Source organism: Pseudomonas sp. KT_2_4 (assembly GCF_041410225.1).
Classification (GTDB): Bacteria; Pseudomonadota; Gammaproteobacteria; order Pseudomonadales; family Pseudomonadaceae; genus Aquipseudomonas; species Aquipseudomonas paracarnis.
The window spans coordinates 1,407,449-1,431,739 of the sequence record NZ_CP166962.1 but is presented as its reverse complement, the minus strand read 5'-3'; the positions used below and the strand labels follow the sequence as shown (position 1 = coordinate 1,431,739).

Sequence of the window (24,291 nt, the reverse complement as noted above, 5' to 3'; positions counted from 1 at the left end):
CATACGTGCCGCTTTCATGATCACCAAACGGCAAGATGTGGCAGGATCCTACAAAGTAGGCTGAAACGTCCCATTTGGCACTGTTTCAACCTCCCTCTGAACTGAAATGCCGACCCTCTGGGAGCCGGGCTTGCCCGCGATGACCATAGACCTGGCACTCCAGCGTTCCCAGGTTAGCCCTGACGCTCCTGTTCCAAGGCATCTGCCAGCTCAACGGCCTTTTGCCCCTTGGTCTTCAACTCACTCACAATCACCGCCAGCACAATCAACACCGCACCCAGCATCGCGATTGGCGGGAACCGCTCCCCGGCGATTCGCCCCACAACGCCTGCCCACACCGGCTCACCGGCATAAATCAACGTCGCCCGGGTTGGCGACACACTTTGCTGGGCCCAGTTCATCGCCACCTGGATCACCGCACTGGTCAAGCCCAGGCCCACTGCACTGAACAGCAGCAGCCAGGAAAAGCCCGGCAACGCCTCGCCCATGGGCACCACCATCATGAACGACAGCACCGAAGCGGTGGCCAGTTGCACCACGGTCACCCGACGAATATCCACCTGACCGGCAAATGCACTGATCAAGATGATCTCGGCCGCTATTGCCACTGCACCGATCAGCGTGGCGATTTCACCTGGGCTGAAGTTCAACGAAGCCCCCGCCGGGCCGGTCAACAGCATCAACCCGGCAAACGCCAACATGATGCCGATGCTGGGCATCAAGCCGGGGCGACGGCCCAGCACCAGCCACTGCAACAGCGGCACGAACGGCACATACAAGGCGGTGATAAACGCCGATTGGCTGCTCAAGATGGTTTGCAGGCCAATGGTCTGCAAACCGTAGCCGAACATGATCGCCACCCCGATAAACACTCCGGCCTTCAATTCGAACAGGGTCAGGTCGCGCAGGGTGCGCAAGGAAAAGAACCCCACCACAATCGTCGCGGCTGCGAAGCGCAGGCCGACAAAGAACATCGGCCCGCTGACGGTCATGGCGTGCTGCACCAGTAAAAAGGTGCCGCCCCAGATCATGGTGATCACCACCAGGATGCATTCGGCTTTACTGAAACGGTTGAAACGCGAAGGGGAGTTCGGGGCGGTCATGGCGGCTCGGTCTTGCAAGGGGAACGCACGGACCGCACAATGCGCCGCACGCTGGGCAGTATACTGCGCACACCCACCTATTGAGCAATATAGTGCACAAAGAAAATCCGCAACGGGCTTCGGTCCTGCAGCACGTCAGCCAGAACGTTCGTCGCCTGCGCCATGCCGCCGACTTGAGCCAGACCGCGCTCTCGGAAAAGTCCGGAGTCAGCCGGCGTATGCTGGTGGCGATTGAGGCGGGGGAGAAGAACGTCAGCCTGTCGACCCTGGACCGTGTCGCCGAAGCGTTGGGCGTGGCGTTCAGTGACCTGATCCAGGCGCCGGATGTGCGGGACCACAGCCGTATCAACGAGCTGGCCTGGGCGGGCGAGATTGTCGGCAGTAAGGCAGTGTTGCTGGCCAAGGCCACGGCACGGCGTGAAGTCGAATTGTGGGAGTGGCGGCTTGAGCCTGGTGATCGTTATTGCCCGGACCCTGATTTGGAAGGGTGGAGCGAACAACTGTTTGTGTTCGAGGGCAGCCTGACGCTGGTGATAGGTGATCAGGAAACTGTCATCGAGGCTGGAGAGTTCTTTATGTTCGCCAGCCACCAGCCCCATGCTTATCGCAATGATGGGAGCGCGGCGGTACGGTTTGTTCGAAATGTGGTGATTTGAGCAACAATAAGGGCGAACTGGCATGAGTGAATCCACCCGCGTTGCAGACGTACTGATCATCGGTGGTGGCCTGAGCGGCACGATGCTGGCCGTGCAACTGCTGCGCCTGCCGGGCACGCGGCGCATCCTGATAGTCGAACCCCGTGCGGAACTGGGGCGCGGCGAAGCCTACAGCGCGGTCGAATTGGGCCATACGCTAAACGGCAATGCGGCGCGCATGAGCGTTGACCCGGACAACGCCGACGACCTGACCCAATGGCTCACCGACTACATCAGCGCCGGCGGATGGCCCGAGTCGTACCAACAGCATGTGCCCATCAGCGAACTGTTCCCGCCGCGGGGGCTTTTCGGCCTGTACGCCCAGAAGCGTCTGGCGCAAGCCAAGGCAGTGTCCACCTCGATCGTCGAGCACATCCGCGCCGAAGGGGTAGACCTGCAAGTCGACCCCACCTCGGCGTTGTTGACCCTCGATACTGGCGAGCAACTGCGCGGCGCCTGTGCGGTATTGGCCACCGGCATGTTTGCGGCGGCGCGCACTCCGCAGACCGAGTCCACAGGATTGAATGCCGCCGCGTTGGACCCTTGGGATGTCCCCGCGATGGCTCGTCTCGACCCACAATCGACCGTACTGATCATCGGCTCCGGACTGACCATGGTCGATGCAGTAGTCTCCCTGGAACAAGCCGGGCATCGCGGACCTATCGAGGTTTTTTCGCGGCACGGCCTGTTGCCCCATGTACGCCGGCAACCGCCGAGCTGGGACGACTTCCTCGCCGCTGACCACAGCCTGAGCAGCCCCCGACAATTGCTGCGTGAGGTGCGACGCCAATGCCAGCTCGCGCTGAGGCAAGGTATTGACTGGCAGGCACCGCTGGACACGGTGCGCGTGCACATAGCACGCCTGTGGAGCCAGGCCAGTGAGGCTCACAAGCGCCAGTTCGTGCGGCATGTACGGCCTTGGTGGGAAAGCCATCACCACCGTTCGCCGCCCTTGAGCGCGCAGTTGGTGGCGCGGTTGCAGGAGCAAGGGCGATTGCGGATTCAGGCGGCGTCGTTCAAGGGCTTGGTGCCGTCGCAAGAGGGAGTTGCCATTGCGGTGCGCTACCGTGGCGAGGATGTGATCACCCAGGTGTTGGGCGCTGCGCTGATCAATTCCAGCGGCATCGAATACGACTGGCGCCGAGTGGCCCGGCCTTTACCGCAGCAATTGCTCAAGCGTGGGTTGGTCCAGCCTGGGCCGCTGGCGCTGGGGATTGCGGCGGATGCAACGGGGGCGGTGCTGGATGCTCGCGGCCAGGTCAGCCAGCGACTGTTCGCCATGGGGCCGCCGTTGCGGGGCATGTGGTGGGAGAGCACGGCGGTGACCGATGTGGCCCTGCAGGCCAAGGCGCTGGCCGCCAGGCTGGTACAGGTTTGACTGTGGGAGCTGGCTTGCCGGCGAAAGCGCTAGTGCAGTAACAGATGCAGTGACTGACACACCGCTTTCGCGGGCAAGCCCGCTCCCACATTGTGTTCTCCTTTTATCTTGAGATTTTCACAAACCCGGATGTCAGCCCAAACACCTCAACCCCCTGGGGCGTCGATTGCCCAGGGGTCACTTTCACCCGCTGCACCGGTTTATCCATCGCCGCCCGATACTCCACCGTCATGTCCGCCTGGATCGCCTGGCTGGGAATCACGATCGCCTGGTCATTGTTATAAGTGACAATCGTCAACCGCGCACTCATGCCCAGACGCACCCGCTGCAACTGCTGGGGCGTCAGGGTGGGGATCGACAAGGTCACCGGAAACTGCGCGCTGCCCTGGCTGTCGCTGGCGATGGCCAGGCCGCTGACCACACTGACTGAACCCGACAGCCGCTCGCCATCAAAGCCATCGCCCATGACTTCAACGGCCTGACCCTGACGCAACTGGTTGATATCCAGCTCTGAGACTTTGGCGACGATTTTCAAGCGTTCGATATTGGCCAGGCCGAACAGCACCTGGCCCTGGCTGACCTTGCTGCCGGCCTGCACCGGCGCGTTGTTATTGCCGCCACCTTGAGCGGTATTGGTGTTGCCGGGCGCCGGTACTACGATGCCGGAGAAGGGCGCCTTGACCTCCTTGCCTTCGAGCAGTGTTTGCAAGGCTTGGTACTTCACCGTGGCATTGGTCAGCTCCATCTCGGCGATCTGCCGGTATTCGCCCTGGCCTTGGTCCAGGGCTTGTTGCAGCTCACTGCGCGCCGCCACCAAGTCCAATTGCTGTTGCTGGGTTTGCTGTTTGAGGTCATCCAGTTCGTTGCGCGGGATGATGCCGCGCTTGAACAGGTTTTCGCTCTCGGTGAGTTTGCGTTGGGTGTTGCCTGCGGTCATTTCAGCGGTGCGTAAACTGCGACGGGCGCGGCTGACGGTGGGGCTGCTGCCCCAGTCCTGCATTTCCTGCACGGTACGCCGGGCCTTGAGTTGCGCGGAGAGGGCGTCGCGCAGCTGTATTTCAAGCGTCGCCGGGTCCATGCGCAACAGGACCTGGCCGGCCTCGACGCGCTGGCCTTGTTCGACCAGGTTGGCCAGCACATTGCCGTCGAACGGTGCTGTCAGGACGACGGTGGTGTCAGGCTCGATCTTGCCCACCAGGCCGATCTGGTGCACCAATGGGTCGGGCTTTACGGCCAGCCACTGTTCGCCTGTAGCCGCTTGCTCAGCCCCGCTGCGTTGAATGAGCAGGCCGGCGGCCGCGCCGGCCAACAGCAGGATCAAGGCAACGGCCAGCAGGGATTTTCTGTTAGTAGTCATTGAGGGCAATTTCCCAACTTTCCAGCGTCATGCCCAGGGTCAGATCGAGCTGGGTCTGGGCGTTCAAATAAGCGATCAGCGCATTGAGCTGGGCATTTTCGGCGTTGCGCAGGTCGGTCTCGAAGCTCAGCACCTGAAAGTTGGTGGAGCGCCCGGCGCTGAGCTTTTCCCGCTCGATCTCGATCTTGCGTCTGGACAACTCCACGGCGCGCTTGGAGATTTCATATTGGCGCCAGCGGGTGCCGAGGTCACGCACCACATTGTTGACGTTACGCTCCAGTTCCTGACGAGCGTCGGTAATGCGGATTTCCTGATCCTCCACATTCACCCGCGCACGCACTTCGGCCTGGCGCGTGCTGATATCGCCGATGGGGATCTGCACCTGCACCCCGGCGTAGCTGTCCCAGGTACGGTTATTGTCATGGCCGTTGTCGTTGTCGGTGGCGGCGCGCACCTGGTTGGCGCCGGCGACCAGGTCCACTTGCCAGCGCCCGGAGTCCTTGGCGATCACCAGGTTGAGGTCGGCCTGCTGGCTGCCGAGCAGGGCGGCGAGGTATTCCGGTTGCTGGTTTTGCGCGAGGTTGAAGGCCTGGCGTTTGTCGATCTCCAGGGGGGTGGCTTCCAGCGCCTCGGTGGCACGCACCGGTGTCGACAGGTCCAGGGCCAGCAGGCGCAGCAACGCCAGGCGGCTGGTGTCGAGTTGGTTGCGCGCTTCTTCCACGCCTAATTGCTGGGTGGCGATATCGGCTTCGGTCTGGACGATCTCGAACTCGGCCATGCGCCCGGCGCTGATCAGCGCTTTGTTCACCTCCAGTAAAGTAGTGGAGCGTTTGAGCGCTTCCTGGACGATCACCAACTGTTCCTGGGCGCGCAACAATTCGCGGTAGGTGGCGATGATCTGGCTGATGGTCTGCGCCACGGTGGCTTTGAGGTTCAGGCGGTTGGCCTGCTCGGCCAGGCGCGACAGGCGCAGCGGTGCGGTGGTGGCATCCCAACCGGCCCCGCGCATCAGCGGTTGGATGATCGCCAGGTCCAGGCCGTCGCTGCGGTAGCGGCCGGCGCGGTTGGCGTTGTTCAACTGCTGGGTCCAGGCCATGCTCAAGCGCGTGCCGTATTCGCCGAGCAGGCTGCTGGTGGGCGCGAGGTTGGCGTTGCGCGCATTGTCTTGGGAGCCGCGGGTGCTGCGGTAATAGCTGTTGAGGGTGAGTTTGGGGTTGAACACGTCTTCGGCCACGCGCAGGTCGAACTTCTGTGCCACCCGTTGCAAGTAGGCGCTGCGGATCGCCGGGTTATTACGCAGGCCCAGGTACACCGCGTCCCCCAGGGTCATGGTGGTGGCTTGGGCATTCAGCGAGACGCTACGCTCGTAGCCGCTGCGGGTAGTGCTGGGTGCCTGAGGGGTGATCACCACATCGGCGGCCATGCCCGGCAGGCTGATCAGCATGAGCAGTGCCAGGTACTTATTCATCGCGCAGGGCCTCAACCGGCTGCAAGCGTGAGGCCGACACCGCCGGATAAATGCCAAAGAACAACCCCACCAGCAACGTGCTGCCCACGCCCAGGGGCAGCGCGGCCACCGCCAGGGAAAACGCCCAGCCCGACAGCCACGCATACACCCAGGCGGCAGTCATGCCCAGAACTGCGCCGCACAGGGCCCCCACGGCGGTGAGGGTGACCGCTTCGAGCAAAAACAGATTACGGATGTCCCGCTGGCGTGCGCCCAAGGCCATGCGGATGCCGATCTCACGGCGGCGTTCCGAGACGTTCATCAGCATCACGTTCATCACCCCGACACCGCCGCCCACCAGTGAGATTGCGCCGAGGGCCAGCAGCAGGTAGGCGAAGGTGCGGCTTTGGCGGGTCATGCCATCGATCATTTGCTGGGGCACTGTGATGTCGACGCTATGGTCGGTGAGCTGGGGTTGCAGCGCGGCGGCGGCATCCTTGGCGATACGTTCCATGTCCTGTCCCGGCGCTGCGCGAATGATCAGGTTGTTGATCTGCGGGTTGGCGTAGATGCGGCGCATGCCCTCGGCGGGAATAAACAACGATTCGTTGGCTTGCACCGGCATCAGCATGGCCCTGGGCTGGTTGCGCAGGATGCCCACCACCAGAAACAGATAATCGTTGATACGCACACGGTCGCCCAGTTGCAGCGGGTCACCTGGCGCGCCAAGGGCCTGGGCGAGTTGGTCGCCGATCACTCCGTAGGTTTCGTTGGCATCGAAGGGTGACAGGAAGCGCCCCTCACGCAGCGCCAGGCGCATGGCGTCCTGGATGCCCGCAGTACTGCCGACAAAGTTGGCATTGGCGGTCCGCCCATGAAACACAATGGGCCCGCTGAACAGGCTGAGCGCGCCGATATGGGCAATGCCTGGCACTGCCTGGCGCACCGCGTCGAGGTCGAGCTGGGTGCGCATCGGCACGTTGCTGCTGCCCTTGGGCGGGAACTGGGCGATGAGGGTGTCGGTACCCATGTCCTTGAAAATCATCGCCGCATCCACCGCCGCGTTGTGGCCGATATTGATCAGCGCCACCACCGAGGAACTGCCGATGACGATCCCCAGGAGCGCCAGAATCGAGCGCTTGCCCAAGGTACGCAGGCTGATAAACGCTTCATGCAGCAGTTGGCTGAGGCTCTGCTCGACCCGCAGGCTCATGGGCGCCCGGCCTCATGCACCACGCCGTTGCGCACCAGGATCTTGCGCTCCAGGCGGTCGGCAATGTGGGGGTCGTGGGTGACGATGATCAGCGTCACCTGTTGGTCACGATTGAGGTTCAACAGCAGGTCCATGATCTCCTGGGCGGTGGTGCTGTCGAGGTTGCCGGTGGGTTCGTCGGCCAAAATCACCGAGGGATTGCCTACCAGGGCGCGAGCAATGGCCACGCGCTGGCGCTGGCCGCCGGAGAGGTCGGCGGGGCGGTGGTGGGCGCGTTCGGCGAGGCCGACTTGTGCGAGCATGCGCTGGGCGTGTTCCACCGATTCATGCCGCGACACGCCGCGATAACTCAAGGGCAGTGCGACGTTGTCCAGGGCACTTAGGCGGGGCAGCAGGTTGAAGCTCTGGAACACGAAGCCGATCTGCTGGTTGCGGATCGCCGCCAGCTCATCGGGGGTGGCGTTGAAAATATCGTGGCCGGCAAAGTGGTATTGGCCGCAGTTGGGCAGGTCCAGCAGGCCGAGGATGTTGAGCAGGGTGCTTTTGCCGGAGCCGGAGGCACCGAGGATACCGCAGCTGTCACCGCTGGCGATGGACAGGCACACGTCATTGAGAATGTTCAACTCTTGCCCGGCGAGCTGATAGCGCTTGCCGATGCCTTGCAGGGAAATCAAGCCGGGTTGCGCGGGGGTCTGTGTCATCATGACTACGCCTGCAGTCTCGACGGTGCCGACTTGCTCCCCGAAAACCCTTGTAACAAGTTCGGAAGCTGCCTGTACGCGTCACGGACTGGTTTTATTTCTTGTTTTTAAAATATTGTTTGAATAGTAACTGCCTTCCTGACGCTTCGCCAGCCACGGAGGTAGAGCGGTTTTCTCTCTCGAAGCGATTTCGCCGTCACCTGTGTGTGGCTCACAAAAATCCCATGCCTGGTCTCAAAAGCCCGGTTATACAGGCTTTGCAAGATATGGCGGAGTGTCACTACTTGCTTTCGACGGGCCGCCCCGGTATAAAAAATCAAATTATTTTTTAAAACAATATTTCCGCCGTGGAATCCATATGGTCGCGAAGAAACTCAGCGCTCCAAACGTTACCAAGACTCGACTGCTGGATGCGACAGAGGCTCTTTTTATCAAGTACGGCTATGACGCCGTGTTGCTACGGCAGATAACCGAACGCGCCCAGGTCAACCTGGCGGCGGTGAACTACCACTTCGGGGACAAGGACTCCCTGATGAAAACCCTGCTGATGCAGCGCCTGGAGCCGCTCAACGAGCAGCGCCTGGAATTGCTTGCGCGCTGTGAAGCCGAATCCGATGGCCCACTGGACTGCGACACGCTACTGGGCGTGCTGTTTGCCCCGGCCATGGGCCTGGAGCGCAGCGACCCAGCCAGCGGGGAAGGGCGTTCGTTCATCCGCTTCCTGGGCCGGGTCTACAGCGACACGTCGCCGTTCATTCAGGAATACCTCAAGGTCCATTACCAGCCGGTGTTCCAGCGGTTCTTCGAAGCCTTCGCCCTGGCCTTGCCGGATTTGCCACGTAATGAACTGGGGGTGCGCCTGCAATTTGCACTCAAGGCCATCTCCGGCGTCATGGCCGGCACCGAACTGCGCTTGCTGATGAACTCCATGAGCCTGGGCCGCCCCGCCACGGATGCCGAGGTGATGGCCAAGCTGATTACCTTGGTGTCGGCAGCGATCCGAGTGCCGCAGCAGAGTGCAGAGGCTGAAACGGCGTTGGCGAAGGTGCTGGATACCCAGCGCGCCATTCGCGAACAAGCCACACGCTGAAGCCAATCCTCAAACCCCTGTAGGAACGAGCTTGCTCGCGAATAACGTCAACGATAACGCGGGCATTCTGGTTAACCGCGCCGTCATTACGTTCTTCGCGAGCAAGCTCGCTCCTACAAAAGCGGGGCGTTTTCCAGCACCAAAAGGCAGGCAAAAAAAAGCCCGCTGGGGCGGCGGGCTTGATATGCAACGTTTGTAACGGATGAGGCTTCACACTACGTCTCGGCTTGTGAATAAAACGTGAAAAATATGTAAGAAGAAATGTGAATGTGCGGACATTGTATTAACGGCGCTTTTGCTCGCTGTATTACCTCTCGTCGCCACTGTCATCTTTGACAGCTAGACGCCTATCCCTTTCAAGCGTCTGATTTCCTTGTCCCATAGCCGTCAAGGCCCCAGCCAAGGAGTTCAGCCATGTCCAAATTACATGCCCCCGAAGAGCGCTTTCCGGTAGCGCGAAGCTCATCCACTCCCCGCAATGATCTCGACCCGCCGGCCTACTCGAACCCGGTGCTCAACGTGGTTGGGGCTGACAGGGGCCTAGGCGTGCGGCATCTCGATACTTACCTATATGTAACCATTTTGCGCTGGATTAATTTGCAAGCGGGTGATACCTGCGAGTACTTCCACGGCAGCCGTACGTTGCGCCTGGGCTTTCACACCGTCAAACCAGAGGAAACAGGCAAAAACTTTTTTCAACTGGCCATCAACGAGGAAAGTATACCGCGGGGGCTATCCTTTCCTGTGTTTGTACGCGTTGTCCGTAATGGCTCTGGCACGCCAAGTACCTCAGATGACCTGACTGTCTTCGTCAAGGACACGCGACCTGGCCTGGATGAACAGCCCGGGCTGGGGTACCACGACAAATTGCTGCTCAGCTTGCCGGACGACCTCGCAGCGCCCGGCGCAGTCTTGACTCCGGAGCGCGCCGCCCAAGGCGTAGTGTTCACGCTCGATTACCCCGGTAAACGTGTGCGAGACAAGATTCTTTTGTATTGGGACACGATCGCGCAGGTGGTGGTTTTCCAACTCGATGACGACCACGCCAGCGGGGCAAAGCCGATTGAAGTGGAAGTTCCGGCAAGCGTCATCGGCACCGGCAGCGGCCTCCTACCGATACGTTATCAGGTGCTCGATGAAGTGGAAAACCGCTCCGGGCATGTCGAGCACTTTTCTCAGGCCGTGCATGTACAGGCCGAGCTTGACCCCAGCCTGCTCAGGCGGGCGCGCTTCCTCGTCGGCTCCACCTCGGTCACCTCGGTCAATTATGATCAGGATGCAGGGAAATTCTTTGCTGTTCAGGTAGTCACGCCTTTTCAGCTTCCGGATGGCCGTTTTGTCCCGGCGAATACTCGCGTCATTGCAACCTTGAGTGGTACTCACGCCGATGAGTCAACGTTTGAACTCGATCTGACCGATCAGCGCGCGGACCCGGGTTGGCCGACTTCGTTTCCTGTCGATGACGACACCATCAAACAATTGATCCAAGGCTCGATGAAGATCACCTGGCGGCTTGAGTTCCCGCTGGGCACCTTACTGGCCAAGTCCCAATCCCTGACGATCCTGATCTCTGGCACGATTGCGGACATGCCGGCAGTCACGGTGGTGCAGGCCGATGCCGGCTTGATTGACCCCGAAGAGCCTTACATCACCATTAATTATCCGAACCCGGCCTATACGCCCTACGATCCGGATAATCTGGTCAGGCTGCGGCTGGAGGCTGTTCTACCGGGTGGCGGGCTCGTTGAATACGAACAACGCCATAACGCAGGCGCTCCACCACCGCCCACCCGTTTTCGTACCGTAACCCAAGCCAACTTCGCTCGATTTATCGGGCTGGGCGATGTGCGGGTTTTCTACACGGTAGACGACGGCCTCATGCGGGCATTGGGTACAGGGACGCAGGCCATCCGCGAGTCGGAGTCGACGTATGTGCGGTTCGGCGAGCGTATTGCCGAAATGCCAAGGCCGGAAATCGACCGGGTCGATGAGGACGACAACCTAGACCCAGATGACTTGTTTGGCCAGCTCGACATCACGCTGCCCTACGCTGAAACTTACGATGGCGATGTCTTTACATGGCGCCTGACAGGGACGGCTGTGGACGGCAGCACCCAGGGTGACATCCGCCTGAATCCCGCCACCGCAGGAAGTCCAGTGCACTTTTCGCTGGATCGGCACTACGCCGACACCAACCTGGGCGGCGTGATTCGCTTGAGCTATTCAATGATCCCCGCGAATGGTGGGCGCACCCTGCGCTCTGAAATACTCGAAGTGACTGTCGGTAAGGCGCTGGGTGACCTGCCTTGCCCGGAAGTCCTCGAAGCATCCAAAGCCCCCGACCAATTGGCACCGGAAGCGGTTACCGCCGGTGCGACCATTCGGGTCACCTTCGCGCAGATGCTACCGACCGACCGTATCCGAGCGTGCTGGACCGGCATTCCCGACATCGGCAGCCACTGTGAAACCCAAGACGGCAACCCCCGTAAAACCGTGGACTTCACCGTCCCGCCTGAAGTCGTGGGCGCCAATATTGCGCCATTTGGCCAACGGATCAACGTGCAATACTTCCTCATACGTAACGGACGAGAAACACCTTCTCCAATCCTCGACCTGCTGCTGCTCAACCTGACCACCTTGCCGATCCCGACCATCGAAGGGATTGGAGACGCCCCGGTGCTCGAGACCTCCAAGTTGAATGGAACCGAGCGCACGATGATCAATATCTGGCACTTCATTCATCGGGCTCAGCGCATCTGGATGGAGTACAGCGGCATCTATGACACCGTTCCAGAGACGCCGTACTTCGAGGCCACCTACACCAACAACCTCGTGACCGAAGAAGGCGAACGCACTGGGATCCTGCCACCGACCCCCGTGGACGAACTGCGCAAGCTCAAGGATGGAACGCTATTAACCATCCGTTTCTGGGTCTGCTTTGACCGCAGTTTCAACAAGGCCAATGCGGTGTTGTTCCGCGAGCGCCACTACACCATCCAGTCCCTGCCGGGCGTATTGCCCCACCCGTTTATCAATGGCACCACCGACACCGGGCCGAACGTGACGGTGGACCCGCTGCCGATTGAGCACAATACGACGGTCACTGTTCGCTACACCGGTATGAGCAATCGGGATCGCATAACGTTTGAATGGATTTTTGCCGATGGTACCCACCATACGGCGGTCGAAAATGGGTTGGATGGGGGCACGGTGGTGTTCAACCTGACCTCGGTCAAGGTCTTGCACCGCAGTGTGAACAGTACCGTGTGCTTGAAGTATTCGGTGGTGCGCACGGGCGTAGCCGACCCAATCCCGTCGCAGGTGCAGACGGTGAAAGTCGATACGATTGCGGCCACGGACTTACCGCAGCCACTCATCAACGGTGTTATTAATAGGGGCACGCTGGACCTGACTACCTTTACCGGCGATGGGTTGCTGTCAGTCATTAAGTGGGCCCTGAGTGCGGGCCTGCAACGTGCATGGATCACCTGCAGCAGTTCGGGTGTGGAACCTCTGCATGTACTCACCGTCGATGGAGCTTTGATTACCCAAACAGAAGCCGCCAATGGGCTCGTGGACAAAGCTGTGCTGCGTAGCTGGCTGACAAGGCTGGCTCATAACTCGGAATTAACGTCAATTATCGAGGTGGAGTTTAACGGGAAAGAGAGCAAGGCAAATGCCGTCCAGTTCCTTCCAACGATTTACACCGTCAAGACCCTGCGTGGGATAACCATGAATGAAAGTACTCTGTACGTTAATTTGCGTGGATGGGTGTTACAGAACTTCGGGTTCACTGATGTGGCATATACAGGCGCAGTTGGCCGTACCGCCACTGGCGGGTCGGGAACCCTGACATACCGTTCAAGTAATGCATCGGTAGTTACCGTCGACTTGTACAGCGGACGACTTACATTCACAGGGGTAGGTAGTGCAACAATTACCGTCTCAGACACCGCGAGCCAGACGAAAAGCTACATCGTCCAGACGTCAGGAGGCGGTAGGATATGTCGCTACTACGGCGGGTTAGCGCCGTGGCAAACGGTCTACAACCAAATCAGAAGCTCGGGTGCAATCATGCTTAAATATGATACTGCTCGAAGTCTCTACAGCGCATTTGGACGCGCGTTCCCTAACCATGATGTTGCTTGGGTTGATGAAGGTATTCCACCTGAGTCCCCCAACGCTCATTACAGTGTCCAGGTATCGAATGGTCTCGGATTCAACCGTGATCAGTGGTCTGGAAACGCCTATGGGTATGGTATTTTTTAGTTGAAACGGAGTTTATTGAAAAGGTGAATAAAAAGGGACGGATCGATGTCATCTATTGATCCGTCCCAATTGCTCATGAATTCAAATCTTCCAGTGCGACGAATGCTTGGACAGCCGCCCGCGCATCGCATCCACATTCGCCGCCAACTGCAACGTCAACAACCGATACCCATCCAGCGCACTGTAAACCGGCGCATCCAGCGCAGACTCACTGCCGGTTGCGTAGCCGCTGCGCTCCAACCGCTCCGTCACCCCCGACTTCAATGCCCGCGCCATCCCCACCAACTGCACCCGAATCTGCCGATGCTCGGCCTTCAGCATCACCCGCATCCGAGCCGTGGCCTGCTCATCACGCGGGTCCGGCCGGGTATTGCCCAGAATCTCCAGGGTGCTGATGCACAGGCGCAGGTGCCGCTGGATCGCATCCAGTTCAGTCATGGAAATCCGCACTTCCTTGGACACCGACGGCATCAACGAGCGCAGTTGCACCATCGCCCCGTTCAAGCGGTTGAGCAGCTTGAGGTGTTCATCGTCAGTTACCGATTGGCCATTGATGATCCGGCTATAAATCTGCGCGCAGTCACGCAGGGCGCTGGCCAGGTTGTAGCGCCACGAATACACGGCGTACAACGGCAAGGCAAAGGAAAACGCCAGGGCCAGCACAATGCCGATCAGGATATCGACGGTGCGCCACAATCCATCGGAGATAGGGTTATCGCCGTGGCCGGCGACGATAAACACCGTGATCGCCGACAGCAGTGCGATATAGCCGCCTTTGCCGATGGCGTGATAGGAAAAGAACCCGCACACCACCGACATCAACAGGTAGGTGAGCAACGGCAGGCCGAAGTAAGCCTGCTGCACCACCAGCAGCAAGCCGACGCTGGCGCCGATCAAGGTGCCGTAGGCGCGCTCGACGGCTTTTTTGCCGATATTGCCGTGGTGCTGCAACCCGCCGATCACGATCAGCATGGTCACCGACGCCCATTCACCGTGGGGCAGGTTGAGGCCGGTGGTCAGCAGGATGGTTGCCAGCAACCCCACCGACACGCGCGCGGCGTGGATCAGCTTGGCATGGCGAAAGCGGCGGTAGGGGTCGAGCAAGGGGCGCAGCAGGCGCCGGGCAAAGAAGGGCAGGTTCATCAGTCTTAAAATGGCCTCAAATGTATGAATGTGCTTGATCAAATGTGGGAGCTGGCTTGCCTGCGATAGCATCACCGCGACCTGACTGAAAGACCGAGGAGCTGGCATCGCAGGCAAGCCAGCTCCCACACTGACCTGTCTGCACATTGGAACGGGGTTGGCTTCAGAAGATGTAGTCGGTGGTCAGGAAGCTCGAATCGCGGTTGCGCAAAATATCGCTGACCAACGCCTTGTTACTCTCCTGGAACTTGGTCGCCACCAAAGTTCGGATCGAGAACACGCGCAAGGCGTCGTGCACCGACAACGTGCCCTCGGCCGAGTTCTTGCGCCCGTTGAAGGGGAATGTGTCCGGACCGCGCTGGCATTGGGCGTTGATATTGATACGGCCCACCTGGTTGGCGAAGGTGTCCACCAGGCGTCCGACTGCCACGGGGTCGGTGCCGAAGAGGCTCAACTGCTGGCCGAAGTCCGAGTCCAGCACGTAGTCGATCACGGTCTCCAGGTCGCGATAGGGCACGATCGGCACCACGGGGCCGAATTGCTCTTCGTGGTAGACGCGCATCTGCGGGTTCACCGGGTACAGCACTGCCGGGTAGAAGAACGAACCACGGCTGCTGCCGCCCTCGGGGTTCATGACCTTGGCGCCATGGCGCGCCGCATCGGCCACCAGTTCGCTGAGGTAATCGACCTTGCCCACTTCCGGCAGTGGCGTCAGCGCCACGCCATCCTCCCACGGCATGCCGGGCTTGAGCGTCGCCAGCTTGGCGTTGAATTTCTCGATAAAGCGCTCGACCACGTCTTCATGCACGAACAGGATCTTCAGCGCGGTGCAACGCTGGCCGTTGAACGACAGCGAGCCGGTGACGGCTTCGTTCACCGCGTTGTCCAAGTCCACTTCGGGCAGCACGATCCCCGGGTTTTTGGCATCCAGGCCCAGCGCAGCACGCAAACGGTGTGGCTTGGGGTGCAGTTTTTTCAAATCACTGGCGGCCTTGTTGGTGCCGATAAATGCAAAGATATCGATCTTGCCGCTGGCCATCAGCGCGCTCACGGTCTCGCGGCCGCTGCCGTAGATCACGTTGATCACCCCGGCCGGGAAGCTGTCGCGGAACGCCTCCAGCAACGGGCGGATCAACAGCACACCGAGCTTGGCCGGCTTGAACACCACGGTATTGCCCATGATCAAGGCTGGGATCAGCGTGGTGAAGGTCTCGTTCAAGGGGTAGTTGTAAGGCCCCATGCACAGCGCCACGCCCAGGGGCACGCGACGGATTTGCCCGAGGGTGTCCTGCTCCAATTCGAAGCGGCTACTGCGGCGGTCAAGCTCCTTGAGGGCATTGATGGTGTCGGTGATGTAGTCGCAGGTGCGGTCGAATTCTTTCTGCGAGTCTTTGAGGTTCTTGCCGATCTCCCACATCAGCAGTTTGACCACCGCATCGCGCTGTTCGCGCATGCGCCGCAAAAACGCTTCGACGTGCTGGATGCGCTCAACAACGCGCATCGTCGGCCACTCACCCTGGCCACGGTCATAAGCACGCACCGCCGCATCCAGCGCGGTTAGGGCGGTCTCGGCGTCCAGCAGCGGCGTGCTGCCGATATGCACGCGTTCATCGCCCAACTGCACCGGGCTTTGCACGCGCGCAAGCGGGCCGTTCCACACCCGCAGCTGGCCATCGACCAGGTAGTCGCGCTGTTCAATGGGCGCCGCCAGGCGAAATTGCTCGGGAATCTGGGAGCCGGAAGTGGGAAACAGCTGGGCGAGCAGGTTGCTGGTGGTCATGTCGCTACCCCTGGAATAGTTGCAAAACATGACTAGAGAGTCACCCAACTGACGGCTCTAAGGCAAGGCTTACGCGCATTGTTGTTCGCAGCGCGGTGCGCGCCGGGTAAACTGCGCGGCTTTTCAGAAGGAGTTCACATGAGTCAGTACCAGCCGGGCATTCTTGCCGCACCGGTGCCTTTGCAGGCCCGCCATCTGTTTTTCGCCCTCGATTCCCTGCAAGCCGTGCCCGCAGCATTGGACGCGCTGGTGCAACTGACGGATGCGCAGGCGGTGGTCGGTTTCGGTGAGCCGCTGGTAAAGGCACTGGGCGCCGAGATTGAAGGGCTGCGCCCATTTCCCTCAGTAAGCGCCCCAGGCGCGCACAACCCGTCCACCCAGCAGGCGTTGTGGGTATGGCTGCATGGAGCGGATCGAGGGGAATTGTTGCTGCGCAGCCGATCCGTCGAAAAAGCCCTGGCCCCGGCGTTTCGCCTGGTGCAATCGATTGAAGGCTTCCGCTACAAGACCGGTTTTGACCTGACCGACTACGAAGACGGCACAGAGAACCCTCACGACGATGCCGCCGTGGAAGCGGCGTTGACCGACAGCGGCGCCAGCTTTGCCGCGATCCAGCAATGGCAGCACGATCTCGACGGTTTCGCCGCATTGCCTGCCCAGGAGCGTGATCACATTATCGGCCGTCGCCATGGCGACAACGAAGAACTTGAAGACGCCCCGGAATCGGCCCATACCAAACGCACGGCTCAGGAGAGCTTTACCCCGGAAGCCTTCGTGGTACGTCGTTCGATGCCCTGGGCCGAGAATGGCCAAGCGGGGTTGATGTTTCTCGCCTTCGGGCATTCCTTCGATGCGTTTGAGGCCCAGCTTCGGCGTATGAGCGGGTTGGAGGACGGGATCGTCGATGGCCTGTATCGCATCAGCAAGCCGCTGACCGGTGGCTATTACTGGTGCCCGCCGGTGAGGGAAGGGCGCCTGGACCTGAGTCTGGTTTTTTAACTGCTTTTTGCCTGCGTCCTGAGGTACGCCTCAAGCGCTTTTGAGCGTTTCCAGCCACGCGGGATCGAGCCGGGTTTGTTCGGTATCGATCCCCATCGCGTGCATCTTCGCCTTGTGTGCGTCAATCTCGCTGACCAGTTGCGCCTGGGCGCTGGAGTTGGCGTCCAGCTCATGCATCTGCGTCAGCCCCAAGTGATAGAAACGCAACAGCTTGATGGCGGTGGGGTCGTTAGCTTGTACCCGCTCGGTGACCTTGTGCATCACGTTGGTCACGCTCATCAGGCTGCGCTTGAGCTGCCAGCCATACACCGCTGGCGCCAACCAGGCCTGGCTCCAGAACGGACCACGCACCAGCGCCAAGACGATCAACACAGCGGCAAATACACCGCCGACATTGAAGCGAAAGTTGTCACCGCCAGGTTCGCCGAACAGCATCACCGCCAGGCTCGACAGCAGCATGGCCAGGGCCAGGAATAGCACGGCCACGATCAGCGTGCTGCGGCGGGTTTGTTGACGGTAGGTGACGGGGTCGCAGGGTTTGAGCTCGAACATCCGGTTCAGGTCTCCAGAAAGGGCGCTTATCTTCTCATGCTTGCAACAATGAAGTTGAACGATGGCTGCGCACGGTTTCTCTAAACCTGTGAAGCCCCCATGAGGTATGCCGTCATGTCTGAACACAAGCAGCCACCGCCGGGTACACCGGATCCTAACCGCACGCCGGGTGAAGAGGAGCGCGACAACGATGCACTGCGTCCCAACGATCCCAAAGAGCGTGGCCCCGACAACGATGTGGAGCGCGTCGAAGAAGACCTGGAAAACCTCCACGACAAAGCGCGCCCGCTTTAGCAGGAGCATGTGATGAACAAACGTACCGATGGTCCCCACTCCAACGAGCACGCCAGTGGTAAGGATGAGCTGGGTTTTGACCCGGACTCGCCCGATGTGGCCGACCCGCAGGTTGATCCGGTAGGCCCGGCTATTGCACCGCTGGATGAGAAAAAGTCATCTGAGAAAAAGCCGCCCTACGATCCGTTGGGCGACTTGAAGAAGTGAACCGAGCCCCGCCGTTGTGCGGGGCTTTGTTTATTTGGGCGGGTTCCAGCTGACGTCGCTGATACCGTATTTTTCCGCCCAGGGCCGGGTAGTTTTTTTCACTTGCTCGTGACCAACGCGACCGATGCGGCTGACATGCGCAATGTCGGCATCAACGGCCGCCCAGTGCCAAGCTTCAGCGTTGTTCATCACCTCGGCGCGCACCACGAAAGACTTGGGTTTACCGTGTAGCTGATAGTGGATGGTGTAGATTTTTGCGGTACTCATGTTGCCTCCCTGTCTTGTTATAGATGGATAGGCCGTCGTTCTAAAAGGTTCATTCAAAATGACAACGTACGCAGAGGCGCGGCATAGTGACGCTCTTGCCCTGCGCCCGAGGATCGCGCCATGCTCACACCCACGGATAGCCGCCTGTACCTGCAACGCCTGGGCTATGCCTCGCCACCGGCGCCGACCTTGCAGACCCTGCGGGACTTGCAACTGCGCCATGTGTGCACCTTCGCCTTTGAAAGCCTGTCGACCCTGATGCAGGTGCCGGTGCCGATTGACCTGCCAAGCGTCGCGCAGAAGGTGTTGCACCAGGGACGCGGCGGCTATTGCTATGAGTTGAACCAGCTGTTCCTGGCGCTGTTGCAGGCGCTCGGTTTTGACGCCCGTGGCATCACCGGTCGTGTGGTGATTGGCGGGCCACCGGACGCCCACACCGGGCGTACTCACCGTCTGAGCCTGGTGACCGTTGATGGCGTGCGCTATATCACCGATGTGGGCTTCGGTGGCATGGTCCCCAGCAGCCCGTTGCAACTGGACAACGAAGCGCCCCAGACCACGGCCCATGAGCCTTTTCGCCTGACACACCATCAGGGCAGCTACACGTTGTGGGCCCAGGTCGGTGAGGAGTGGCGTGGCTTGTATGTGTTCGACCTGCAAGTGCAGGCCGATATCGACTACGAAATCGGCAACTGGTATGTCTCAACGCACCCGGGGTCACCGTTCGTGGGGCAGTTGAAAGCGGCGCTACTGGCTCCCGGCCAACGTCATACTTTGGCCAACGCCCGCTATGCGCTTCATTACCTGGATCGACCCAGCGAAAAGCGCACGCTTGAGAGTGCCGATGAACTGCTGGGGCTCTTGCGCGACACCTTCGGCATTCGGCTGCCGGATCAGCCTCAACTGCGCGAAGCCGTCGAACGCCTTATTCGCATGAATCCTGAAGAATATTGAGATAGAGCCTTCGCTGAACCGTTTTTTCTCCATTTTGGTGCAAATCAGTTCGAACTTTTCGCAAACGCGAGGGTTCGAACCGATTCCTGAATACTTTGCCCACCTTAAAATGGAGATGTAAAACGATGTCCAAACTATTCGGAAAATTCATCAAGAGCACCTCGCTGCTGGCCCTGGTAGCTGCGCCCGGCGTGGTGTTTGCTGCACCCTCCACCGACCCGATTTCCACGTTCGGGATCATGGGCAGCTACAACGACTTCAAACTTGAAGGCGGTAGCGAAAGCGACAAGGAGCACATGCCCGAAGCCGGCCTGTTCTACAACTTCGGCAACAAGCTCACCGCCGAGTCGGGCTTTATCTACCAGGCCGGTATCGAAGCCAAGTACGGCGAGAAGAGCGATAACAAGCTCAAGGAAGGCCAGGCTGACCTCGACCTCGGCTGGCGTGCCGCGCTGGATGCGCGCAACTTCGTCGACGTGATCGTGGGTGGTGGTTACACCTGGACCCGCTACGAGCCGGACACCAATGGCTACGACATGAAGCTCACCAACAAGTCGCCGTTTGCCAAGGCCGCTCTGGGCTACAACCACCAGTTCGATGACATGACCCTGCGCGTTGAAGCCGGCGCCCGCCGCACCATCGACGGTCGCGCCAAGCTCAAGGTGGACGGCGTTGGCAGCGACAGCGTGGACCTCAAGGACCGCACCAACCCTTATGCCGAAGTCAGCCTGCTGATGAACCAGAAGGGCGACCTGCCGGTGATGGCGGGCTTGTACTACACGCGTACCGAGTACAAGCTCGACGACGACTCCTATGTGGCCGATAACACCAAGCTCAAGCGTGATGAGTATGGTTTCAAGGTGGGTATCGCGTTCTGACGCTGTTGCACTGAAAAAACGCCCCGAACTGCCGGGGCGTTTTTTTTCGGCTTGCAGGTCAGCCCAGTGCGGCCAGTTGCGCCACGGTTTCCGGAAAGCGCGCCACCAGGCGGATCAGGGTGACGGCCTGGGCGTTGGGTTTGGCCCGGCCTTGTTCCCAGTTCTCCAGGGTGCGGGTGTTGGTACGCAGATACATGGCGAATACCGACCGGGAGAGGTTGAGTTGCTGGCGCACAGCGATCACCTCGTCTGCGGTAAGCGGCGCCAGCTTGTTGAGGTGCACTTTGTGGTTGCGCAGGGTGATTTTACCCTGGCGTTCATCGGCCAAAGCGTCGAAGCCTTCGACCAGTTCGGAAAAGATGTCACGTTTCATTGTGCATTCTCGCTTTGATTTCCCTGACCAGCATGTGTTTAAGGGCTTTCTTGTGTTGCGGTGCCAGGTCGTTTTGTTCGTGTTTGCCGTACAAGGTGAATAACCAGAATTGCGTACCGCCTGACCACCAGTAATAAATGACCCGCAGGCCACCGCGCTTGCCTTTGTTTCGTCGTTCATCGATGAAGCGAACCTTCCTCAACCCGCCCGTCCCTTCGATCACGTCTCCTGCTTCGGGGTTTTTCATTAACTCCTGTTGAAAACCCTGGAAAAGCTCGTCACTCAGATAGTCTTTGCGATACCGCTCGAATGCCGGCAGTTCGATAAATAGAGCATCCATGTTCTGTACGTTGCCTGCGTAGAGTTTGGTGGCCCACCCGCGTTGGGTCAAGTGACCTTGCTGTGGGAACTTTCTTAAAACGCAGACACCATACGGCCGGCTTCAGCGGGTAGATGCCAGATGAAGAGGTAGATCGAGGAGGACAATTCAGCGAGTCGAGGAGGGAAAAGCAAGTTTCTGGGAAATGCAAAACGGCGCCCAAAGGCGCCGTTCTGTTTACTGCATCAATCTAAGCGATCAAACGCCCAGCACCGCGTGCTGCACCAGGGTGAGCAACGGTTGTGGGTACACGCCCAGGAAGAACGCGAGCAGGGCGATAGCCAGCAGCATGACGCCACCCGCCTTCTGTTCCCAATGCAGCTCGGCATCCACACGGCGCAGGTTTGGCTCGATCAGGTACAGGGTGACCATCACGCGCAGGTAGTAGAACACGCCGATGGCGCTGCCCAGTACCAGCGAGGCAACCAGCCACCATTCGTGGGCTTCGACACCGGTCGCGACAATGTAGAACTTGCCGATAAAGCCCGCCGTCAGCGGAATACCGGCCAACGACAGCATCATCACGGTGAGCACGGCGGTCAGGTACGGACGGCGCCAGAACAGGCCGCGGTATTCGTACAGGGCGTCGGCGTCACGGCCTTTGTACGGCGACGACATCAAGGTGATGACGCCGAACGCACCGAGGCTGGTGATCACGTAGGTGACCAGGTACACGCCGATGGCTTCTACAGCCAGGCCTTTGCTTGCCACCAGGGCGATCAGCAGGTAGCCGAAGTGGGCGATGGACGAATAACCCAGCAGACGCTTGAGGTTGTTCTGGGTCAGCGCCAGCAGGTTACCGAACAGGATCGACGCGATGGCGATCACCGTCAGCACGTTGCTCAGCACGCCGGTGTTGGCGGCGGGGGAGATCTGGAACAGACGCACCATCACCGCAAACACCGCCACTTTCGACGCAGTGGCCAGGAACGCCGCCACCGGCGCCGGGGCGCCTTCGTACACGTCCGGGGTCCACAGGTGGAACGGCACCAGCGACAGCTTGAACGCCAGGCCGATCAGCATCATCGCCAGGCCCAGCTGGGCAATCGGCGCCGGGCTGTTGGTGGCGGCCAGCGCGTGGCCGATACCGGTGAAGCTCAGGCTGCCGGCTTCGGCGTAGAGCAGGGCCATACCGAACAACAGGAACGCGGAACCGGCGGCCGACAGCACCATGTACTTGATGCCGGCTTCCAGGGAGCGTTTGTTGAAGAAGGCATAGGCCACCAGGCCGTAGGTCGGGATCGACAGCAGTTCCAGGCCGATGAACAAGCCAGCCAGGTGCTGCGCGCTGACCAGCACGATACCGCCGGCCGCAGCCAGCAGGATCAGCAGGTACAGCTCTTCGCGGTTCCCCGGGTAGCCGGTGCCGCCTTCGCCGAGGTAGGCGTGGGCGAGGGTGACGCAGGCCAGGGTCGCCACCAGGATCAGGGCGATGTACAGCAGCGCGAAGTCATCGACCATCATCAATGGCGTGACTGCCAGTGGCGCGACCTTGAGGGCCGGGATGATCGACAGCAGGGCCAGGTTCAACCCGGCGCAGGACAGCAGGAACGTTTGCGAGTGATTGCGGCGCCAGGCGATTGCCAGCATCACCACCACGATGGTGAGGCTGGTAATCAGCAGCGGCGCAAGCGCGATAAAGTGTTGGATCGTGAATTCCATAGCGCTCTTACCGGGCCGAAGCGAGTTGGGAGAAGGCGGTGCCGAACCACTGCTGCACGCCATGCATCGTTGCGGCAGAAGTGTCCAGGAACGGTTGCGGGTACACGCCGATGAAGATCAGCAGTACCGCAAGGCCGAGCACCATGATCAGTTCGCGCGCGTCCATGCCTTGCAGGACGGTGTCGGACTTGGCCGGGCCGAAGTAGGCGCGGTGGATCATGATCAGCGAGTAGACCGAACCGAACACCAGGCCGGAGGTAGCAATGGCACTGATCCACGGCGTCTGCACAAAGGCACCCATCAGGATCAGGAACTCGCCGATGAAGTTACCGGTACCCGGCAAGCCGAGGGATGCGGCGGCGAAGAACAGGCTGATCGCCGGCAGGTATGCGATGCGCGACCACACGCCACCCATCTCACGCATGTCACGGGTGTGCAGGCGTTCGTACAGCTGGCCACTGAGGATAAAGAGGGCAGCGGCCGAAACACCGTGGGCCAACATCTGGATCACTGCGCCTTGCAACGCCAGCTGGCTGCCGGAGTAGATGCCGATCAGTACGAAACCCATGTGGGAAACGGACGAGAAGGCAATCAGGCGCTTGATGTCGGTTTGGGCGAAGGCCAGGAACGCACCGTAGAAGATCCCGATCAGACCCAGGGTCATGGCAATCGGCGCGAACTCGGCCGAGGCATTCGGGAACAGCGGCAGGGCGAAACGCAGCAGGCCGTAGGCAGCGGTCTTCAACAGGATACCGGCCAGGTCCACGGAACCGGCAGTCGGCGCCTGGGCGTGGGCGTCAGGCAACCAGGAGTGGAACGGCACCACCGGCAGCTTCACCGCGAAGGCGATGAAGAAGCCCAGCATCAGCACGTACTCGGTGGTCAGCGACATCTTGGTTTTCAACAGGTCGGCGTAGTTGAAGGTAATCACGCCGGTGTTGTTGAAGTTGACCAGGACCAGACCCAGGATCGCCACCAACATGATCAGGCCGGAAGCCTGGGTAAAGATGAAGAACTTGGTCGCTGCGTAGATCCGGGTTTTCTTGCCGTCCGAAGAACTGTGACCCCAGAGCGCGATGAGGAAGTACATCGGCACCAGCATCATTTCCCAGAAGAAGAAGAACATGAACAGGTCGAGGGCGAGGAACACGCCGACAACGCCGCCCAGGATCCACATCAGGTTCAGGTGGAAGAAGCCCACGTGACGCTGGATCTCTTTCCAGGAGCAGAGTACCGAGAGGATACCCAGCAGGCCGGTCAGCAGGATCATCAACAGCGACAGGCCGTCGAGGGCCAGGTGCACGTTGATGCCGAAGCGCTGGATCCACACGTGCTTGAATTCAAGCGCGAAGGTGGGATCGACACCCGGTGCCGGAGCGAATGAATAGTCACCGTGGGCCCACAGCCAGAGGCCGAGCGCGAGTTCCAGGGACATGGTCAGCAACGCAATCCAGCGGGGGAGGGTGGCGCCGAAGCGTTCACCCATCCAGCAGAGCAGGCCGCCGATAAAGGGGATCAGGATTAGCCAGGGCAGAATCATGACGGGCTCG

The 24,291-nt window shown here is 60.2% G+C and carries 23 protein-coding genes; 10 read left to right on the top strand and 13 right to left on the bottom strand.

Going from position 1 to position 24,291, the window contains the following annotated elements:
* Positions 1–173 precede the first annotated feature (173 nt).
* Positions 174–1,103 carry a DMT family transporter gene (locus AB9N64_RS06330; protein WP_371360057.1) on the bottom strand — a complete coding sequence of 310 codons (930 nt, stop codon included), beginning with the start codon at positions 1,101–1,103 and terminating at the stop codon, positions 174–176.
* 92 nt (positions 1,104–1,195) lie between these two features.
* On the opposite strand from AB9N64_RS06330, the gene AB9N64_RS06325 reads away from it, so the two are divergent.
* Both AB9N64_RS06325 and AB9N64_RS06320 read left to right on the top strand, forming a co-directional pair.
* The gene (locus AB9N64_RS06325) at positions 1,196–1,759 is read left to right on the top strand and encodes a helix-turn-helix domain-containing protein (RefSeq protein WP_014718931.1); all 564 of its coding nucleotides are present in this window, start codon (positions 1,196–1,198) and stop codon (positions 1,757–1,759) included.
* Between the two features lie 22 nt (positions 1,760–1,781).
* Positions 1,782–3,176 (top strand): FAD/NAD(P)-binding protein, encoded by a 1,395-nt coding sequence (locus AB9N64_RS06320; protein WP_200601205.1) that lies wholly within the window; start codon positions 1,782–1,784, stop codon positions 3,174–3,176.
* A 103-nt stretch (positions 3,177–3,279) separates the two neighbouring features.
* Here AB9N64_RS06320 and AB9N64_RS06315 read toward each other — a convergent pair whose 3' ends face one another.
* Genes AB9N64_RS06315 through AB9N64_RS06300 form a run of 4 tightly spaced genes read right to left on the bottom strand, consistent with a single transcriptional unit; the run spans position 3,280 to position 7,897 of the window.
* On the bottom strand, positions 3,280–4,533 hold the full coding sequence (locus AB9N64_RS06315) for an efflux RND transporter periplasmic adaptor subunit (RefSeq protein WP_102666589.1): 1,254 nt from the start codon (positions 4,531–4,533) through the stop codon (positions 3,280–3,282).
* Positions 4,523–6,001, bottom strand: a complete 1,479-nt coding sequence (locus AB9N64_RS06310) for a TolC family protein (RefSeq protein WP_371360056.1) — start codon at positions 5,999–6,001, stop codon at positions 4,523–4,525. Before AB9N64_RS06310 ends, AB9N64_RS06315 begins: the two co-directional genes overlap by 11 nt.
* Positions 5,994–7,193, bottom strand: coding sequence for an ABC transporter permease (locus AB9N64_RS06305; protein ID WP_014718927.1), 1,200 nt, complete (start codon positions 7,191–7,193; stop codon positions 5,994–5,996). The genes AB9N64_RS06310 and AB9N64_RS06305 overlap by 8 nt, the downstream gene beginning before the upstream one ends.
* Positions 7,190–7,897 carry an ABC transporter ATP-binding protein gene (locus AB9N64_RS06300; protein ID WP_038450534.1) on the bottom strand — a complete coding sequence of 236 codons (708 nt, stop codon included), beginning with the start codon at positions 7,895–7,897 and terminating at the stop codon, positions 7,190–7,192. Before AB9N64_RS06300 ends, AB9N64_RS06305 begins: the two co-directional genes overlap by 4 nt.
* A gap of 355 nt (positions 7,898–8,252) precedes the next feature.
* Here AB9N64_RS06300 and AB9N64_RS06295 point away from each other — a divergent pair, with 355 nt between their 5' ends.
* The 3 genes from AB9N64_RS06295 to AB9N64_RS06285 all read left to right on the top strand — a co-directional run bounded on the left by AB9N64_RS06295 (position 8,253) and on the right by AB9N64_RS06285 (position 13,253).
* Positions 8,253–8,984 carry a TetR/AcrR family transcriptional regulator gene (locus AB9N64_RS06295; RefSeq protein WP_014718925.1) on the top strand — a complete coding sequence of 244 codons (732 nt, stop codon included), beginning with the start codon at positions 8,253–8,255 and terminating at the stop codon, positions 8,982–8,984.
* 31 nt (positions 8,985–9,015) lie between these two features.
* A complete protein-coding gene (locus AB9N64_RS06290) occupies positions 9,016–9,183 on the top strand; it encodes a hypothetical protein (protein ID WP_155717093.1) in 168 nt (55 codons plus the stop codon).
* Between the two features lie 215 nt (positions 9,184–9,398).
* Positions 9,399–13,253 carry an Ig-like domain-containing protein gene (locus tag AB9N64_RS06285; RefSeq protein ID WP_371360055.1) on the top strand — a complete coding sequence of 1,285 codons (3,855 nt, stop codon included), beginning with the start codon at positions 9,399–9,401 and terminating at the stop codon, positions 13,251–13,253.
* An 81-nt stretch (positions 13,254–13,334) separates the two neighbouring features.
* Here the strand turns inward: AB9N64_RS06285 and AB9N64_RS06280 are convergent, their stop codons facing one another.
* Positions 13,335–14,396 (bottom strand): FUSC family protein, encoded by a 1,062-nt coding sequence (locus AB9N64_RS06280; protein WP_032902832.1) that lies wholly within the window; start codon positions 14,394–14,396, stop codon positions 13,335–13,337.
* Positions 14,397–14,559: 163 nt separating this feature from the next.
* Positions 14,560–16,176 (bottom strand): NADP-dependent glyceraldehyde-3-phosphate dehydrogenase, encoded by a 1,617-nt coding sequence (locus AB9N64_RS06275; RefSeq protein WP_032902833.1) that lies wholly within the window; start codon positions 16,174–16,176, stop codon positions 14,560–14,562.
* Between the two features lie 138 nt (positions 16,177–16,314).
* Here AB9N64_RS06275 and AB9N64_RS06270 point away from each other — a divergent pair, with 138 nt between their 5' ends.
* Complete coding sequence (locus AB9N64_RS06270) at positions 16,315–17,175, top strand: Dyp-type peroxidase (protein WP_168224259.1); 861 nt, start codon at positions 16,315–16,317, stop codon at positions 17,173–17,175.
* Positions 17,176–17,205: 30 nt separating this feature from the next.
* Here AB9N64_RS06270 and AB9N64_RS06265 read toward each other — a convergent pair whose 3' ends face one another.
* Positions 17,206–17,727 carry a DUF3087 family protein gene (locus AB9N64_RS06265; protein ID WP_201914779.1) on the bottom strand — a complete coding sequence of 174 codons (522 nt, stop codon included), beginning with the start codon at positions 17,725–17,727 and terminating at the stop codon, positions 17,206–17,208.
* A 114-nt stretch (positions 17,728–17,841) separates the two neighbouring features.
* Between AB9N64_RS06265 and AB9N64_RS06260 the strand changes: the two genes are divergently transcribed.
* Together AB9N64_RS06260 and AB9N64_RS06255 are read left to right on the top strand one after the other, a co-directional pair.
* Positions 17,842–18,021 carry a hypothetical protein gene (locus AB9N64_RS06260; RefSeq protein WP_014718919.1) on the top strand — a complete coding sequence of 60 codons (180 nt, stop codon included), beginning with the start codon at positions 17,842–17,844 and terminating at the stop codon, positions 18,019–18,021.
* Positions 18,022–18,033: 12 nt separating this feature from the next.
* A complete protein-coding gene (locus AB9N64_RS06255) occupies positions 18,034–18,228 on the top strand; it encodes a DUF6021 family protein (protein WP_005789138.1) in 195 nt (64 codons plus the stop codon).
* Between the two features lie 30 nt (positions 18,229–18,258).
* Here the strand turns inward: AB9N64_RS06255 and AB9N64_RS06250 are convergent, their stop codons facing one another.
* Complete coding sequence (locus AB9N64_RS06250; RefSeq protein ID WP_014718918.1) at positions 18,259–18,495, bottom strand: DUF6555 family protein; 237 nt, start codon at positions 18,493–18,495, stop codon at positions 18,259–18,261.
* A 120-nt stretch (positions 18,496–18,615) separates the two neighbouring features.
* Between AB9N64_RS06250 and AB9N64_RS06245 the strand changes: the two genes are divergently transcribed.
* Both AB9N64_RS06245 and AB9N64_RS06240 read left to right on the top strand, forming a co-directional pair.
* The gene (locus AB9N64_RS06245) at positions 18,616–19,449 is read left to right on the top strand and encodes an arylamine N-acetyltransferase (RefSeq protein ID WP_038450528.1); all 834 of its coding nucleotides are present in this window, start codon (positions 18,616–18,618) and stop codon (positions 19,447–19,449) included.
* 125 nt (positions 19,450–19,574) lie between these two features.
* Complete coding sequence (locus AB9N64_RS06240) at positions 19,575–20,327, top strand: outer membrane beta-barrel protein (protein WP_014718916.1); 753 nt, start codon at positions 19,575–19,577, stop codon at positions 20,325–20,327.
* A gap of 58 nt (positions 20,328–20,385) precedes the next feature.
* Here AB9N64_RS06240 and AB9N64_RS06235 read toward each other — a convergent pair whose 3' ends face one another.
* The 4 genes from AB9N64_RS06235 to nuoM form a co-directional block, all read right to left on the bottom strand.
* The gene (locus tag AB9N64_RS06235) at positions 20,386–20,700 is read right to left on the bottom strand and encodes a DNA-binding transcriptional regulator (RefSeq protein ID WP_014718915.1); all 315 of its coding nucleotides are present in this window, start codon (positions 20,698–20,700) and stop codon (positions 20,386–20,388) included.
* Positions 20,690–21,040 (bottom strand): hypothetical protein, encoded by a 351-nt coding sequence (locus AB9N64_RS06230; RefSeq protein WP_038450524.1) that lies wholly within the window; start codon positions 21,038–21,040, stop codon positions 20,690–20,692. Before AB9N64_RS06230 ends, AB9N64_RS06235 begins: the two co-directional genes overlap by 11 nt.
* Before the next feature lie 237 nt (positions 21,041–21,277).
* Complete coding sequence (gene nuoN / locus AB9N64_RS06225) at positions 21,278–22,741, bottom strand: NADH-quinone oxidoreductase subunit NuoN (protein WP_003174731.1); 1,464 nt, start codon at positions 22,739–22,741, stop codon at positions 21,278–21,280.
* 7 nt (positions 22,742–22,748) lie between these two features.
* Complete coding sequence (gene nuoM, locus AB9N64_RS06220) at positions 22,749–24,281, bottom strand: NADH-quinone oxidoreductase subunit M (RefSeq protein WP_014718913.1); 1,533 nt, start codon at positions 24,279–24,281, stop codon at positions 22,749–22,751.
* Positions 24,282–24,291 lie beyond the last annotated feature (10 nt).